We start from the raw sequence: 15,677 nt of genomic DNA, 5'->3' as shown, positions 1-15,677 counted from the left end.
GCGGTGGGGCCGATGCTGCTCACGCGGAGCCTACTGCCCGGTGCGGGCACGGGTCGAGTCACGGTTGCCACTGGCTGTTGGCCAGTAGCGCGTACTGAGCGGCCGCCCGTTGCTGGGCGTCGAGCAGCTGCGCGGCGTTCAGATAGCTCACGTACTGGCGGTACGCCACGATGCAGGTGAAGCGCTTCACCCTGGTCTGCGCGGAGGAGCCGGTGCCGGTGCGGTTCTCCACGCAGGTGGAATCGGGGACGTTCGGCGGCGCGTCGGCCTTCTTGGCCATGCTGTGGATCACGAGCGGTTCGGTGACGGCCTTCTTCGCGGACTCGGTATCCTTCGCGCGCGCCAGCAGCGCCGCGTCGGTCACGGCGAATCTGTCCGCTCCGATCGTCTCGAAGGTCTTGCGCGCCTGGGCCCGGTCGGGCATCAGCTGCAGAATGCCGCGGCGGCCGTAGATGCCGGGGTAGCCCACGAGTCCCGGCTTGTACACCTCGTCGGGGTTCAGGGTGCGGCTGAGGATGTGGTCCTCGTCCCACGGCAGGTGCAGGGCCTCCTCGTCCGACACCGGCTTCAGCTGGTCCAGCAGCCCGAACTGGGTGTCGATCGCCTTCTCGGTCAGCGTGGTGAGCCCGCTCGGGTCCGGTTTGGGCACCGAGACCACGGCGGTGACGACGTACGAACCGTGCGCGGCGAAAGTTCGCGCGGCCGTGCCGGTCGGACGCCAATGGCTGTGTGCCTTCGGGTATTTCGCGAGGGGGAGCGGCTGGTTGCTGTCCTTGTTGGCGTCGAAGTCGGCGGCGTAGAACTCGTCGGCGGAGCGTTGTGCGGAGTCGGCGTCCGGGAACTGCATCACGATCATGTTGACGGTCGTGGCGTCGGGCGTGCTGCGGGACACCGTCGGCCAGCCCGAGTCGAGAATGTAGGTGGAGCGGTCGGCGCCCTCGCTCTTGAAGCCGAAGAGCATCTTGTTGCCCTTGGCGATCGGCTCGGTGAGATCGGTGCGGCCGACCAGCGAGTCCATCGCACCGGCGGTGAAACTGCCCGCGTCGCCGCCGTAGATCAGCCGGGGGTCGACGTCCTCGGCCGTGGCGACGAAGTCGGACAGGCGCATGGCCGCGACATCGTCCATCTGGTAGAAGCCGGGCCGGTAGTCGGCGTAAATGTCGACCGGCTCGATCGGGTAGGACCCGACGTCGAGTTTGCGGATGTCGACCTCGCCGGGTTGGGCGGTGCCGGCGAGGGTGGCGTTGCAGGCGCTGAGCGTCGCGGCCAGGCCGGCCGCGGCGAGGATGCCGGCCCACCGGCGCAGGCGGGCGCGGGGAACGGTGTTCGAGTCGATCATCCGGCGTTCACCAACATCGCGTATTGGGCGGAGATCCGCTGTTGTGCGTCGAGCAATTGGTCGGCCCAGGTGAGTGAGGCGTACCGGCCGTGGGCGACCGAACAGTAGTAGCGGACCGCCATCTTCTCTTTCCCGTGGTACTCACGGCATTTGGCGACCGGGAGGTTCTTGGGCGCGGCCGCGCCGCGGAAGTTGCGCTGCGGGTCGCCGAGTTCGTCGCGGACCTTGCGGGCGCCCGCCGCGTCGCGGGCGCGGAACAGCTGGGTGCCGTAGTCGGCGAACTTGTCCACTCCGGCCGCCTCGAACAGCGCCTTCGATTCCGCCGGATCGGAACTGAAGTGCAGCGCCGCGTGCGCGTCGTACACGCCCGGCGGGTTCAGCCAGGCGCCGCCGGTGTCCTCCTTGGGCCGGATCAGGGTGCGCCGCAACATGTCCTCGACGTCGATGGGCTGCGCCATGAGTTTGTCGGCGGGGGTCGGGGTGAACTTGGAGATAGCGGGCACGATGGTGTCCAGGCTCTTCTGCAGCAGTCCCGTCAGCGCCGGCAGGTCGACCTTGTTCAGCCACGCCTTGGCCTGGTCGTAGATCCAGGTATAGATCACGAAGCGCCCGGCGGCGTACCACGCGCCGACGGACTGCACCGTCGGGTCCCAATGCGCGTGCAGGCCGGGGTATTTGGGCAGGGTGACCGGCTGGTTGCGGTCGTTGAACGAGAAGTCGGTGCGCTCCAGCGCCGCCGCGGCGGCCGCGGCCTTCTGCTCGTCGGGGAACAGCATGGCCGTGTTGGCCAGCTCCATGCCCTGGTTGTACGGGTCGTTGCGGGCGTAGCTGGCGAAGCCGCTGACGAAATCCGGCGCGTCCTCGTGGAACCGGCTGGTATCGATCTTGATGATGTCGTTGAGCAACGAGTACTTCGGATCGACGAACACCAGCGCGGCCATCGGCGCGGGGTGCACGAACCCGGGCTCGATGTCGGAGGGCAGCGGCAGCAGGTTGCCGAAACGCTCGGCCTCGATCATGCGGGCCGCCTCGATGTTCTTCGGGGTGCCCATGTCGTGGGGTTGCCCGCTGTAGGGCCCTAGGTCCAGCTGGTGGATGTCGACGACCGGTTCGGCCGCCTCGGTATCCCCGCCCCCGTCCGACCCGCAGCCGGCCACCAGCAGCGACGCGGCCAGCAGTCCGGCCGCCAGGAGTCCCGTGGTCCTCCGCATATTTCCCCTCCGTCGGAACTCGGCCGCCTCCACACAGCCACGATTTGCCGGCAAGGCGCCGCGATCGAGCGGTTGACAACATAGCACCTGCAAAGACATACCGGGCACCATCGTTTTCGGGGCTCTGGTGGCGCGGACCGCCGCGGACGGACAGGATGAGCTGGTGAAGTACATCCCGCGTGTGGCCCTGTTCCTGGGGATTCCGGCGCTGCTGTTCCTGGTCCCGTGGTGGTTGCTGGTCTACAGCACCAGCAGCGGGCCGATGTTCTGGCTCGGTTCGGCGGTCTTCGTGCTCGGATTCCTCGCCCTGCCCGCCGGGCTGTTGCTCGGGCACGGGCCCCGGCAGTCCGATGCCGCGGTGGTGGTCGGCGACACCCTGCTGGGCACGGTGTGGGTGCTGTTCACCTGGTCGGTGATCGGCGCCGTCGCGCGGGCGGGCCTGGCCGTCGCGGGCGTGGACGACCCGCTGCGGTCGCGTGCGGTCGCGATCGGCGTGCTCGCGGTGTGGGCGGCGTTGTGCGGCTGGGGACTGGTGGAGGCGCGCCGGGTGCCGCGGGTCCGGACGGTCGAGGTGACCGTGCCGCGGCTGGGGCCCGCGCTCGACGGGTTGCGGCTGGTGGTCGTCACCGACACCCATTTCGCGGCGCTGAACCGGCTGCGCTGGTCGCAGCGGGTGGTCGAGGTGGTCAACGCGCAACGGCCCGACATCGCCTGTCACGCGGGCGATCTCGCGGACGGCCCGGTGTCGCGGCGGCATCCGCAGGTGGAGCCGCTCGGCAAGGTCGAGGCCGAACTGGGCCGCTTCTACATCACCGGCAACCACGAGTACTTCGGCGACGCGCCCGGCTGGATCGAGTACATGACCGGCATCGGCTGGCAGCCGCTGCGCAACCGGCACCAGGTCGTCGAGAAGGGCGGCGACCGGCTGGTGATCGCCGGTATCGACGATCCGACCGGAATCGCGCTCGACGGGCACGGTCCCGACCTGCCCGCCGCGCTCGCGGGCGTGGACCCGGACGTGCCGGTGGTGCTGCTCGCGCATCAACCCAAGCAGATCACCGACGCGGTGGAAGCCGGTGTGGCGCTGCAGATCTCAGGGCACACGCACGGCGGGCAGATCTGGCCGTTCCACTATCTGGTCCGGCTCGATCAGCCGGTGGTCGCGGGGCTGAGCCGGCACGGGGAGCACACCCAGCTCTACACCAGCCGGGGCACCGGCTTCTGGGGTCCGCCGCTGCGGCTGTTCGCGCCGAGCGAGATTACGGTGCTGGTGTTGCGCGCGCCTATCGCGGGCTGAGCTGCACGTCGTGGACGAACTGCTCGCAGGCGCCGGCGAGGGGTTCCCAACTGCCGGAAGGGTATTGACAGCCGATGCTGACCTGTAGCCCGGAGTCGACGATGACTTCCCAGCGCACCGTGGTCCCGTCGGGCGGGAACTCCTCGTAGGACAGGCCGGGGCGGCCGCCGAAGGTCGGGTCGCGGCGCAGGTCGCTGACGGTGCCCGGTGGTCGGCGCTGGATCTGGGCCTCCAGGGTGCGCGCGACCTCCTCGACGCCGGAGCCGGGGGCGAGGGTCTTCTGGGTGAGTGTCATGCGTTGGCGCGCACCGTCTTCCGGCATCAGGTCCACGCGCGTGTCCGACTGCGACGCGACCCGCCAGCCGGGCGGGATCCGGACTTCGACGCGGCCGAAGACCTGCGGGGTGGAACGGCCGGTGACCGGGGCGGAGCCGCTCGGTGTCGCGCCGGTGGTCTGGGCGGCGACCGCGGGTTCGTCCGAGCGCGTGCCCATCACCACGGCCACGCCGACCGCGATCGCGACCACCACGGCGGCCGCGGCCGCGAGCAGGAATGTATTGCGCCGGGAGCGAGGCGATTGCGCGGCTAGCGAGCGCAGCGGGGCATCGCGGTCGTAACCCCGCCCCGGCCCGCGCTCCGGTGTGGGTTGTTCGGTTCCGGGGCGATAATGCATGGCCTGGGGTACGGGCGGCGCGCCTTGGATCAGCTCGTCGCCCGTGATCGGCCGGACGTCGACCGGGAAACCGCACTGCGCGGCGATGGCCGCCCGCAGCGCATCCAGGTGCGTCGGGTCCGGAACACCCAGGGCGAGTAGGTAAGTCGGGGTCTGGCCGGCGAGTACGCGGGCGACCACGGCGCCGATCGCCTCGGGCGGGTCGGTGAGGCCGGCGGTGGGCTCGTGCTCGCAGGCGTCGATCCAGGTGTCCGAGCCGGAACGGCCGACCAGGGTGACCGTCGTGGACAGCGGATTCAGCTCGAGCACCGCGATCCGTTGGTGCTGTGCGGTACTCGCGCCGAGCGACACCGCGCGCAGCGCCAGCGGTTCCACACTCACATCGGCGACCAGGCGGCTCGCGGCCGTCTGCACCGCGGCCCGGCGTCGCCGACCCCACTCGGACGGCGCCACGACGGTGAGACGGTCACACGGTCCGGGGAGTTGCAGGTTGGTCAGCACCGCGCCGAACACCACGGCGAAGGCGTCGGCCGTCGTCGGCAACGCGGGGAAGGCGATTCGGTCCGCGTCGGCCAGCCGCACCACCGACACCGCCGGATACTGCGGCCGCAGTGCCTCTCCCACAACGAAACTCACGCCGTCGCTGGCGGGCACGATGGACGGCGGACCGTTCCAGTAGGTGGCCTCGCTGCGTGCCCACAGCCGGGTGTCGGTGAGAACCAGTTCGACCGCCGGCATCAGAGCGCTACCGGTCGCGCCGTGCTCGCAGCCCACGACCTGCCGTTCGAGATGACAGCGATCCGCACGCCCGCCCCTTCCGTGTAGTCCACGCGGCATCCTACTTCAGGGATATGACACGCTCAGGGGCGCGGGCAGCGGTGCTTCGGCGCTCGAGCCGGGTTCTTACCGGCGTGACGGGGGTGGTGTCGTCACCAGCGAGCCAGTGTTTCGGCGTACGAGTCGCGCACCGCCTCCAGCCGCCAGCGAGTGAACCGGCCCGGCTCGCGCGCGTACATCGCCTGGCCGTCCGCCGAGACGAAGGCGCTCGCCGGAAGCCGATCCTCGCCCGGCGGAAAGAATTTCAGCACCTCCTCGACCGCGGCGAGCGCCGTGGCGGCCGCATGCCTGCCGGCCTGGCGGGCCCGATCGTCCAATTCGGTGCCGTCGAGCGGGATCTGGCGGGCGCAGATATCGGCGTACCACAGCCACACACCGGGATCGAGCAGCTCGGACGGATCATCGGCGCCGAACCGCACCGACCCCGCGGGCGGCGGCAGCACCTCCTCGGGCACCCGGAACTCGTACACGCGCCGCTCCCCGCACCCGGCGCACTCACCGCTGTACCGGCTCGCCAGCTGCCCGTCGACCGTCACCACCGTGCTCCGGAAAGCGCACCGATCACTCCCGCACCGCGGGCAGGGCTGCAACTGCAGAAACAATCGCGCCTCGGCATTGGTCCGCGCCAGGGGGAGGGTGTGGGGCACGGTATCTCCTTTCATCCCCGCGTATCTCCTACGGCGGAACAGTGGAAGGTCGGTGGCTCACCGGCAGCTCGCCGGGCCGCTTCGTCTTCCCACATGCGGAATGTGCGAGCGCGCAACGCGGAAATCTCGGCTGACTCCGCTGGATCGATGCGTCGCCCCTCTCGCTCCGCGGCCTGGTAGATCTCGGCTATCTGTCGATATATCTCGAATACGGGCGCATCGCCCTGGAGGTAGTCGCTCCGCGCTTCCTCGGTGGCCTTCACGAATTGCTTCTCGGAGATCTCCGACAGATCGAATTCCTGCGAAGCGCCCAGCACCTCGCTGATCTCGTCGAACGAGGCGGGCTCGAAGAATCCGGTTCGTATATTCAGTTTCTGTCCGGTGACTTCTCCGCTCTCCGACTCCTCGAGGCGAATGGTCCCGGCATAGAATCTGAAATACGAGGGTGACTCTCTCAGCCACAGCATCACATGTTCCCTTCCGGTCGGGTCACGAAAGATCGCCGACTGTGCTTTGGATTGTCGCACGTGTCGAGAAGCGTTCACGGCTACGGTCCGCTCCGGTCGGGGTGCGGCGCGGGACCGGCTGGTTCGGGACCGTGCGCATCGGAGGGCCCGGCGTCGGGCAGTCCCCTCCTGGTGGCATCCCAGAACAGCGCCGCGGCGCGTCGTTTTATCTCCGCATCGAGTGCTTTCTCATCGGCATTCAAGGGACGGCTCTGGCTTCGCGCGATGCTGTCGAAGTCACGTCGGATCTCGTACAGGGCATGCTCGTAGGCCGCGACCTTGTCGAGGTGGCTCAGGTGCAGACGGAACTCGGCGACATGCCCGTTCTGCAGCCGAACCTTCAATTGGAGGTCGCGATAACCCGACTTCTCCGGCATCGCGAACCGATCGTCGAACGCGACGACCTCGATGCGTGGATCGGCGGCGATCAACTCGAGCGCGTCATAGGCGTCGGCGACCCGATCGAACTTTATCTTCGCCGCGACCAGATCGGTGAGCAGCGACACATCGCCCTGGTACTTCGCGACCTTCGCCCATGCTCGTTCACGGTCCTTTTCCTGTGTCCGCCAACCGGGCTCACCGTTGGTCCGGCCGGCGATATCGCTGACAATCTCGTTCAGCTGCGCCTGTGTCTCGGCGCGGATCTCGTACAGATGCTCGAAGTACTCATGTTGATAGGCCGGGTCGTGTTGCCTGGTCGCGTCGAACCCCGGTTGCCGCCGGTGGTTGCGGGGCACGTCGTCCACGGTGTCTCGGATCGTCTCCGAGAGGTGCCGTTGCTCGGGCGTCAGCGGTGTCGGCTCGATGTGTGGCGGATCCGCCAGGATGGCTTCCGGTCCACGCTCGGCGACCGAGTGCAGGGCCTCGGTGAGGATCGGGATCGAATCCGGTTGCGCCAGCAGAGAGGCCAGCGCCTTCGGCTGTTCCAGGACCGAGCGCTCCAGATACGGGTTGTCGCGTATCGCTCTGGCCAGTTCGGGGTGCTGCGGTAGCCCCTCGCGTACTACAGCGCCGATCGGGCGGCCGTCATCGGCGACGACTCCCCGCGCATCGGCGCGTGCCAGCGCCTCCGATACGTGCGGTTCGTTCAAATACCGTGTGACATCGGTGTTGTCCGGTCGGTCGCGCGCGGCGTCCGCTTGGTCGGAGCGTTCGCGGGAGGCGTCGGGGTTCAGGTTGTGCTTGGCGTCGGGGTGGGTGCCCGGGACGAAGCCGTCTTCGGTTGTGCGGAAGGCGGATCCGTCGGGGCGGTGGGTCACCCATTCGCCGTCGGGTGGGATGCGGGGGCGGCGGTTGCCGTCGGGGCCGATCTCCGGGGAGCTGGCGAAGACGCGGCCGTGGGGGTCGCTCCAGGCGGCTCTGGTGGGGGCGAGGACGTCGGTGCCGAGATGGTGGGACAGGCGGGCGGCGAAACCGTTGGCGGCGGCGTCGCAGCCGATGAGACGGACCGGTTGGCGGCCGTCCCATGCGGTGCCGTGGCGGAGGATCTGCGCGTATTCCGCCGGGGTGTAGCGGTGGCCGCCGATCAGGGCGTGGCCGTCCGCGGTGACGTGGACGTCGGCGGTGAAGTAGCGGGGGTCGGGTGCGACGCGGTGCGGCAGGTCGCCCAGCGCGGGGTCGCCGCGGTGGTGCGAGACGCCCGCGCCGGTGCTTTCGCCGTAACGCGCGTGGGCCTCGGCCGGGCTGGGGCGGTGCGTCGGCGGTTCCTGGTGCGTCGGAAGAGTTTCGGCGTGCGGAGCACGCGCGGGAGAGTGTGCTCGGTCGATGTCGTTGCTGAGCTGACGGATATCGTCCGGACTGAGTCCGCGCGCGGGATGACCCTGTTCGGCGGGCAGGCCGAGCTGCTCGCGCAGCTGCCGGGCGACCGCCTCGGGGCTCCCGTTCGGGTGCCACGGTCCCGGCGAATCACTGACATGGACGTGCATGTTCGCCTGCGCCGGATCGGGGGTGTGCACCAGGTCGACGAGCACCCGGTCACCCGAGAACAATTGCCGCCCTTGGTTGAACGCCGCATCCGTCGCCTGCTGCGCCCGCTCCCATACCCGCCCGATCTCCTCGGGCGACACTGTGCGATCACCGGTCACATGCACCTGCACCGACACCACAGTGATCGGCCCGCCCGGCGCATCCGGATACCGCCGAACAACATACGCGGGCCCACCATTCGCCCCCCGCTCCGTCCGCACCGGCGTCACCCGCCCATGCTCCGGCCGCACCGCCCGATACCCCTCACGAGCCTGCCGCGCCCCACCCGCCTGCTGCGCATGCGGCGGCCGGGTCGGGTGCGCGGCCGGAACATGCTGCGCCTCATTTGTGTTCCGCGTCGGCTGCGGATGCTCTGCGCGGCCACGGGGTGGTTCCCCCGCCCCATGAGGTTGCGGATGCGGTTGCCGGGCATCCGGTCTCAACGGTGGGCGGTCGGCCTGCGGCGCTCGGTGCGGTGGTGCCGGGTGTTGAGTCGGAGGCATGCCGGGACCCGGCCGGTGCGCCGGAGCAGCCGGGAACTGCTGTGCAGGTGCGACGTTCGTACGGGGTGGTCCTGCGTCGACCGGTGGATGTGATCCGGGCGCGCGGTACGGCCCAGGCTCGGCCGGTGGGCGTGATTCGGGCGCGTGGCGTGGTCCCGGGTCGACCGGTGGGCGTGACACAGGCGCGCGGTGGGGAGCAGGCGTTGTCGGCGGTCGTGATTCGGGTGCCCGGTGTGGTGCGGGTGTTGCGCGTGGGTGTGATTCCGGCGCGCCGTGTGGTGCGCGTCCTGTTGGTGGGTGTGATTCGGGTGCGCGGTGTGGTGCATACCCGGTTCCAGGGTGCGGTTCGGGTGTGTGGTGCGGTGTCGCACCGCCCGGTGTGCCGGCGCCCGGTTCAGGTGCGCGGTGGGGTGCAGGACCGTCTGGGCGGTGTGGTGCGGTGTTGGCCGGTGAATGTGGTTCGGGCGCGCGGTGTGGCGCATACCCGGTTCCAGGATGTGGTTCGGGTGCGTGGTGCGGTGTCGCACGGGCTGCTGTGCCGGTGTCTGTCTCAGGTGTGCGGTGGGCTGCGGGGCCCATCGGCGTGTGCGCGTCGGGTGCTCGATGTGGTGTGGGACCGCTGTGTGGTTGTGCGGGGGCGGGACTGGTCGGTGGATGCGAGGTGGGTGTGTGGTGTGGTGTCGTGCCAGTCGACGGTTGTGTGGGTGTGTGGTGGGGTGCGGGAGTGGTCGGGGGTTGGGACTCCGGGGCGCGGTGCGGCGTGGGAGTGGACTGAGGGTAAGACGGGTGCGGTACGTCGGTGTGGGGAGTTGGCGGTGAATCGGGTGCTCGCAACGGCTGTGCGGGCGTGTGCGTTTCGCCATGAGACGGCGTGCTCGGGTCGTGTGCGGGTGGGATGTTCGCGTGTGCCGGTGCCGCGGGGCCGGGTGAGCGGAACGGTGGTGTCGTTGCCTGGCTGGGCGAAAGATGCTGTTGCACACCAGGGCTCGGATCGTGGGGCGCGGAGTAGGCATCCGTGTGCGACTGGGATGTGTGCGCAGGAGCAGGTGTGTGTGGTGCGGCGGGTGTGTGCGTGGGATTCGGGGCGGGTGTTTGCGATGGGGTGGGGGTGTGCGTTGTGTCGGGGGTGTGTGGTGGGTTGGTGGGGGTGGGGGGATCGGTGTGGGAGGTGATGAAGTGGGGGTTGTTGCGGTGGGCGAAGTTCGGGTTGTAGATGGGGTTGCCGATTTCTACCGAGACGAGGCGGCCGGTTGCGTCGATGATCATTTCGCGGGGCCAGACTCGGTAGACGGTGTCGCCCGAGATGCCGCCGGGGGCCAGGATTTCGGCTTCGCGGTGGCCGGGGTGTTGGTTGGTGTCGCGGAGGGTGGCGTCTACGTCGATGCCGTAGGGGTGGTACAGCTCGTGCATGTAGCGGATCTGGCGGAAGTTGCCGTCCGGCAGGCGTTCCAGGTCTCCCCGGGCGACGAGTTCGTCGATGCGGCTGGCGTGGATGTCCGACTCCCGGTAGACCGTTTCCTCCGGGCTGCGGGACAGGGAGACGAAACCGTAGCCCTGCCCGTCGCGGGTCTGGCCGGTGTGGCCGAGGATGTTGAGGTTGTCGGGCTCGCGGGCCGCGAAGCCGGTGTCGAAGATTTCCGGGCCGCGTACGCCCATGCGGAACAGCGCGTTTCGCGGCTCCAGGTAGGCGTCGCCGGCGCTGTGGTCGCGCCACATCGGCGACAATCCGTCCTCCGGGTGGCCGACGAATATCGCGTCGGGATCCACCGGTGCGAGAGCGTCGCCGAACGCGCCGTCGGGGACGGAGCGCGTCATGTGCGCGGGCAGCTCGGACTCCGGGCACCCTGGCGTGAACGGGGCATTCTCGAGACTCGCGTAACCCGGTGTGCGCCTGGCGTAGTCGTGCCGGACCTCCAGGACCTCGGTGAGGTAGTGCCGGTCGATGCGGTCCGGGGTCTCAAGCAGGATCGGGCCGTCGTCGCCGAGGCCGTAGTGGCTGCCGAAAACCAGTCGGCCCGACTCGATTCCGTTGACCACATCGTCGTACGACATGTCGTGCCGTGCGGCGTACTCCTCGATCAGGCGTTGCCGGGTCTCGGTGAGTTCGATGGGCTCGGCGTCCGGCCCGGGGCGGATCTGCGGCCGCTCGGGAGGCAGGGCGGGGTCGGGATGCGGTGTCGTCGTGTCGGGACGCGGCGTCGGTTCAGAATCTGGGGTCGCGTCCCGATGTGTGGAGGAATCGGGCCGATGGGGACCCTCGGGACTCGATGACGTGGATTCGAAGACTGTTCTTGGAGACGCGGAATCGGTGAACGGCACATGCTGCGGCGCAGGCGGTTCAACCCCACCGGTCTGTACGTGCCTCTCGGACGAAGGTGTAGGCGCGTGGTCGTAGACGTCCGGACCGGGGTCCAGGTTCAGCAGGGACGTGCGCGGGTGTTCGGTTGGGCGTGTGGGCGGCGTGGTTGGTGACTCGGCCGCGTCCGGCGTCGCGGGATGCGAGCTGGAGCCCGAATCGTCTGGAACTTGTTGCGGCGCAGCGGTTTCCGCGTCACCTAGCGGCGCGCGTTCACTCGTCGGTGACGGTGTGGGCTCGGGTGGGTAATCGAAGTTCAGTAGGCGGGTGCCGGGAGTTCCGGGTGGGCGGGCGGTTTCCGATACGAGTGGCCGCTCGGGCGTGTGGTGCGGGGAACCGGGGGCGGGCTCGGGCACGAAATCGGGTGTGACGAAACGGCCTCGGACCAGATACTCGACGCCGTGGTAGCGGTCGCCGGAAGGCTGCTCCACCACCTCGGTGACGACGAAGCGGGAGTTGCGCGGGACGAGGAATTCGTTCTCGCTTCCGGCGCTGCCGCGATCGCCGACCCACAACCCGTTGGTGCCTTCCGGCACTTCGAGTTCGAGTCGGATGGGGCCGTTGAAATCCTGCACCGGCATGGGCAGCAGGCTGGTCGACATATAGCCGGGCTCGGTCTGCACCGTGCCGACCAGCTCGCGAGGGTTCCTGCCGCCCAACGGGATACCGTTCTCGCCGACGAGGTGTTCGAGGCTGGACATGCCGCGCACGACCTCGAACGACTCGGGCGTCGGATGACCCACGGCACCGTCGAGCGCCGCCAGGTACCCCGTGATCAGCTCCGGCGTCGGCTCGGTGCCGAGGCTGTTGCGCATGATCTCGAACCGGTCGACGCAGCGCCGCATGTCCGCGAGGCTCTGGTCCGGGTTGTCGGAGCGCAGGAGGGTGTCGACCGTATCACGCACGGCGGGAGGAAGATCCGTGCGCTGAGCGAGGTCGCGCACGGTGTCCATGGACTGCACGGCGCTCAGGATGTCGGGGTGCTGCTGCCCGTCGTTGTGCAGTGCTGCGGCCAGGCCCGCCAAGGCGCGGTGGTCCGCGGCCATCGTGTCGAGCGTTCCGCGCGGGTCGGGGTCGCGGGCGAGTTCGTTGATCCACCGGGTCGAGCTGTACCGGGCGGCGGCCTCGCGCTGTTCGTCGGGCAGCGCGTCGCGGATCGGGCCCAGGACCTCTTCGCCGTAGCGTCGCCCTTCTTCGTTGCTGCCGAACCGGATCGGCGGTGCGGAGTCGTCGGTGGGGCCGCGCCCGCGTTGGTGGTCTGCCGGTGTATCGGCGGGGTGACGCGCGGGTGTTTCCGGGCGATCGCCCTGTGGCAGGTGCGCGAGCTGTCTGTCCAGTCTGGGGACCAGGTCCGGGCGGTGCTGGTCGAGCAGCCGCCACGGCGCCTCGGCTGTGCCGAAATCGCGCATGCCGAGTTGGTCGAGTAGATCGGCGAGATCGCCGCGCAGCCTGGGCAATTCGTGGGCGCGGGCCGGGTCGAGCGCGGCGCGTTCGATCTGGATGGTGAGCGCGTTGGCCTCGGCGAACCGGCCGCTGAGGTGCGGGGTCATCTCGCCCGGCCGGTCCGCCGTGGGGTCGACCCGGATCTGCGGATCCTGCAGCAGCCGGATCTCGGCCACCTCGTGGGCGATGGCGCGCACGATGTCCTCGTCGCGGGCGCGGGGTGAGACGTGCAGGTCGTAGCCGGAACCGTCGGGGCGCAAATGGAATTCGGCGACCGCGCCGTCCGGGATCGGCTGGACGTCGATGTGGATGTCGCGACCGCCCGGCACGATGAAGCACTGCTCGTTCGGGATCCAGCCGACGTCCTCGGGCCGGATCAGCGGCATCTCCGCGGTGACCGCGCGCAGCACCTGCGCGCGTGTGAGATCCGGTTGATCGGCGGGTCGGCTGTCGCCGCGGAAATCGCCGACATTGCTTGCGGTGCCACGTGTTCGATCACCGGGCGTCTCGTCGCCGGGCCGTGGACCGCGATTGCCGTCCGTGTCTCCGGACGTCGGCCGCGCTCCCGTCTCGGTTGGAGAGGTGCCGCCTCGCTCCTCACCTGGGGGCGACGCGGGTGTCTCGCGGGGAGTCGTCGGGCGGGCACCCTCTTCTGCGACTCGATGTGGAACATCCGTGCGAGGGCCGTTACCCCTAGGGTTGACCTCCGCGCTCCGCTGCATGGCAGGCTCAACGTGTTGCGTTGTGCTGCCGTCGGTTTCGCGTCTCGGCGGAGTCCGGTCCGGTTGGGAATCGGTGCCGGGAGACCCCTCGCCACGCTCGGAAGTTGTGCCCGGCTCGGTGCGCGGAGGTGCTACTTCGCGAGGCGTCGTGGCCGCATGGTCCGGATGCCCGACGCTCGGCGCGGGGTTAGCAATGTGCGGCGTCGAAGCCTGGTCGGACGGTGCGATCGACTCTGGCCGCCGCCCGGTTTCAGAACCTGAGTCGACGTGCGGGCGCGGGCTGGTGTCCGGGCGAGGGGTCGTGTCTCGCTGTGACGTGGTGTCCGGCCGCGGAGTTGTGTCCGGCCGGTGAGTGGTGTCCGGGCGAGTGGTCGCGTTCGGCCGTGAGGTCGTGCCCCGCTGCGAAGTGGTGTCTGGTCGCGGGGTTGTGTCCGGGCGCGGAGTGGATTGCGGACGCGAGGTGGAATCGGCGGGTGTGCTTGGCGCGTCGGAGGTTCGAGCGCGGTCGGCGCGGGCAGGGGAAGTGCTCCCCGATGCGTTGGCAGGACTCGGGGTGGCAGCACGGTCCGGTCCGGAAGCGGGTGTGGTGTTGGGGTTGCCACGGTCGGGTGCGGAGGGCCCCGGCGAAGACGCACTGCGGTCCGTAGGGACTGGCGTCGCCGCACCCGAGGCCCCGCGATCCGCAGTTGTGAGGCCCGGGGTGCTGCTCGGTGTGGGCCCCGGGGTGCTGGGCGTCGGTCCGTTGCTGGGCGTTGGTCCTGGAGCGCTGCTGGGTGTGGATCCTGTTCCGCTGCTTGGGGTTGGGCCTGGGGCGGGGCGGTCCGAGGGGGTGGGGTTGTTGGGGGCGGGGGAGTCTGTGGGGCGGGGGTCTGGTGCGGGGGTTGGGGTTTGTTGGGGCGTTGTGGGAGTGGTGTTCGGGGGTGGGGTGTCGGTGGGGGTTTGGACGCCTGCGGCGGTTGTGGTTGCTTCCGGTTGTGTTGTGCCCGGGTGGGTTTCGGGGACTGCGGACGGAGACGCCGGGTTCGGGTGGTCTTGAGTGACGGGGCCCGGGTTTGGGTGGTCTTGGGTGGCCGATGCCGGGTTCGGGTGGTCTTCGGCGGCTGGGGCCGGGTTTGAGTGGTCTTGGGTGGCTGGGGCCGGGTTTGGGTGGTCTTGGGTGGCCGGAGCCGGGTTTGGGTGGTCCTGAGGAGCCGGGGTGGGGCGGTCTCGGTCGGTGGGGGTGGGGGAATCTGGGTGGGGCCCAGGGGTTTCCGAGGGGGAGGGGTGGGGGCTGCCGGGGGTGCCGTCGCCGCGGCTGAGGCCGCCGCCTGCGCCCTCGAGCAAGGTGTTGGTGTCGATGTGGCCGGTGGTGGCGAGGCCGGCGGCGGCGTTGCCGGCCACGTTGCCGGGGACCTCGCCGACGGCGCGGGTGACGATGCCGCCCAGGCCGTTTGCCGCCGCGTCGGTGCCGACCGTGCCGGCCAGGCCCTCGGTGACCTTCGCGCCGATGGGGGCGGCGACCGCGCCCGCCACCGCGCCCGCGCTGGTCGCCGTGCCGACCGAACCCCAGTCGATGCCGCCCTCGCGGTGCCCGGCGGCAATCTCGATGCCCTGTGCGGCCAGGTCGGTGCCGCCGCCCAGCGCCGAACCCACGGCCGCGCCCGTCGCCATCCGGAACCCGACCCGGGCGGCCGCCCGCTCGGCGAGGAAGGTGGCGCCCTTGACGGCCAGCTTCTCCAGCAGTTCCGACGCGGCCTTGCGGATCACCAGTTTCACCGCGGTCGCGGCCGCCGCGCCGGCGACCGTGCCGAAGCCCGGGATGAAGGTGATCAGCAGCGTGGCGGCCGAGATGTAGATGGTGAGTTTGGCGTGCTCGATGTCGGTGGCGCCGTGTTCGAGCTGCTTGGCGTAGCTCTCGCACATCGTGATGAGGTTCTGCAGATCGCTGCCGTCACCACCGGCGATGTCCTGCCAGTAGCTGGCCATCGCGTCCCGCGTCTGCCCGTCGATCGCCGCCATCGCCGTGTTCATCGCCTGGTCGGCGGGCTGCTGCAGTTCCTTCAGCGCGGTGGCCATATCGGACCAGTGGTCCGCCACCCGGCGCATCGCGTCCTCGTCGCCCTCGGGCCAGTGCCCGAGCACGAAGTCCATCAGGAACCCGGGCAGCGGCGGGCACCACAACGTCACGCGTGCACTCCT

7 protein-coding genes are annotated in these 15,677 nt (G+C 69.8%); 1 reads left to right on the top strand and 6 read right to left on the bottom strand.

Going from position 1 to position 15,677, the window contains the following annotated elements; translation table 11 throughout:
• Positions 1-58: 58 nt before the first annotated feature.
• Positions 59-1,339: a DUF7373 family lipoprotein gene (locus tag IU476_RS07705; RefSeq protein WP_195098166.1), complete on the bottom strand. Its 1,281-nt coding sequence runs from the start codon at positions 1,337-1,339 to the stop codon at positions 59-61.
• A complete protein-coding gene (locus IU476_RS07700; protein WP_195098163.1) occupies positions 1,336-2,550 on the bottom strand; it encodes a DUF7373 family lipoprotein in 1,215 nt (404 codons plus the stop codon). The genes IU476_RS07705 and IU476_RS07700 overlap by 4 nt, the downstream gene beginning before the upstream one ends.
• Before the next feature lie 163 nt (positions 2,551-2,713).
• Between IU476_RS07700 and IU476_RS07695 the strand changes: the two genes are divergently transcribed.
• On the top strand, positions 2,714-3,847 hold the full coding sequence (locus IU476_RS07695) for a metallophosphoesterase (RefSeq protein ID WP_324193924.1): 1,134 nt from the start codon (positions 2,714-2,716) through the stop codon (positions 3,845-3,847).
• On the opposite strand, the gene IU476_RS07690 is transcribed toward IU476_RS07695, so the two are convergent.
• From IU476_RS07690 to IU476_RS07675, 4 genes are all read right to left on the bottom strand, one after another.
• Positions 3,834-5,258: a type VII secretion-associated protein gene (locus IU476_RS07690; protein ID WP_195098161.1), complete on the bottom strand. Its 1,425-nt coding sequence runs from the start codon at positions 5,256-5,258 to the stop codon at positions 3,834-3,836. The genes IU476_RS07695 and IU476_RS07690 overlap by 14 nt on opposite strands.
• Positions 5,259-5,449: 191 nt before the next feature.
• A complete protein-coding gene (locus IU476_RS07685; RefSeq protein WP_228823322.1) occupies positions 5,450-6,004 on the bottom strand; it encodes a hypothetical protein in 555 nt (184 codons plus the stop codon).
• Positions 6,005-6,015: 11 nt separating this feature from the next.
• Positions 6,016-6,471 carry a hypothetical protein gene (locus IU476_RS07680; RefSeq protein ID WP_228823321.1) on the bottom strand — a complete coding sequence of 152 codons (456 nt, stop codon included), beginning with the start codon at positions 6,469-6,471 and terminating at the stop codon, positions 6,016-6,018.
• Positions 6,472-6,551: 80 nt separating this feature from the next.
• The gene (locus IU476_RS07675; RefSeq protein WP_195098157.1) at positions 6,552-15,665 is read right to left on the bottom strand and encodes a WXG100-like domain-containing protein; all 9,114 of its coding nucleotides are present in this window, start codon (positions 15,663-15,665) and stop codon (positions 6,552-6,554) included.
• Positions 15,666-15,677 lie beyond the last annotated feature (12 nt).

It is taken from the genome of Nocardia blacklockiae (assembly GCF_015477355.1).
In the GTDB taxonomy this organism is placed as follows: Bacteria; Actinomycetota; Actinomycetes; order Mycobacteriales; family Mycobacteriaceae; genus Nocardia; species Nocardia blacklockiae.
This window is presented reverse-complemented; position numbering and strand designations above follow the sequence as displayed.

Coding starts and splice junctions, on each gene's coding strand:
- IU476_RS07705 (WP_195098166.1), bottom strand. CDS start 1,339: ATGATCGACTCGAACACCGTTCCCCGCGCCCGCCTGCGCCGGTGGGCC.
- IU476_RS07700 (WP_195098163.1), bottom strand. CDS start 2,550: ATGCGGAGGACCACGGGACTCCTGGCGGCCGGACTGCTGGCCGCGTCG.
- IU476_RS07690 (WP_195098161.1), bottom strand. CDS start 5,258: ATGCCGGCGGTCGAACTGGTTCTCACCGACACCCGGCTGTGGGCACGC.
- IU476_RS07680 (WP_228823321.1), bottom strand. CDS start 6,471: ATGCTGTGGCTGAGAGAGTCACCCTCGTATTTCAGATTCTATGCCGGG.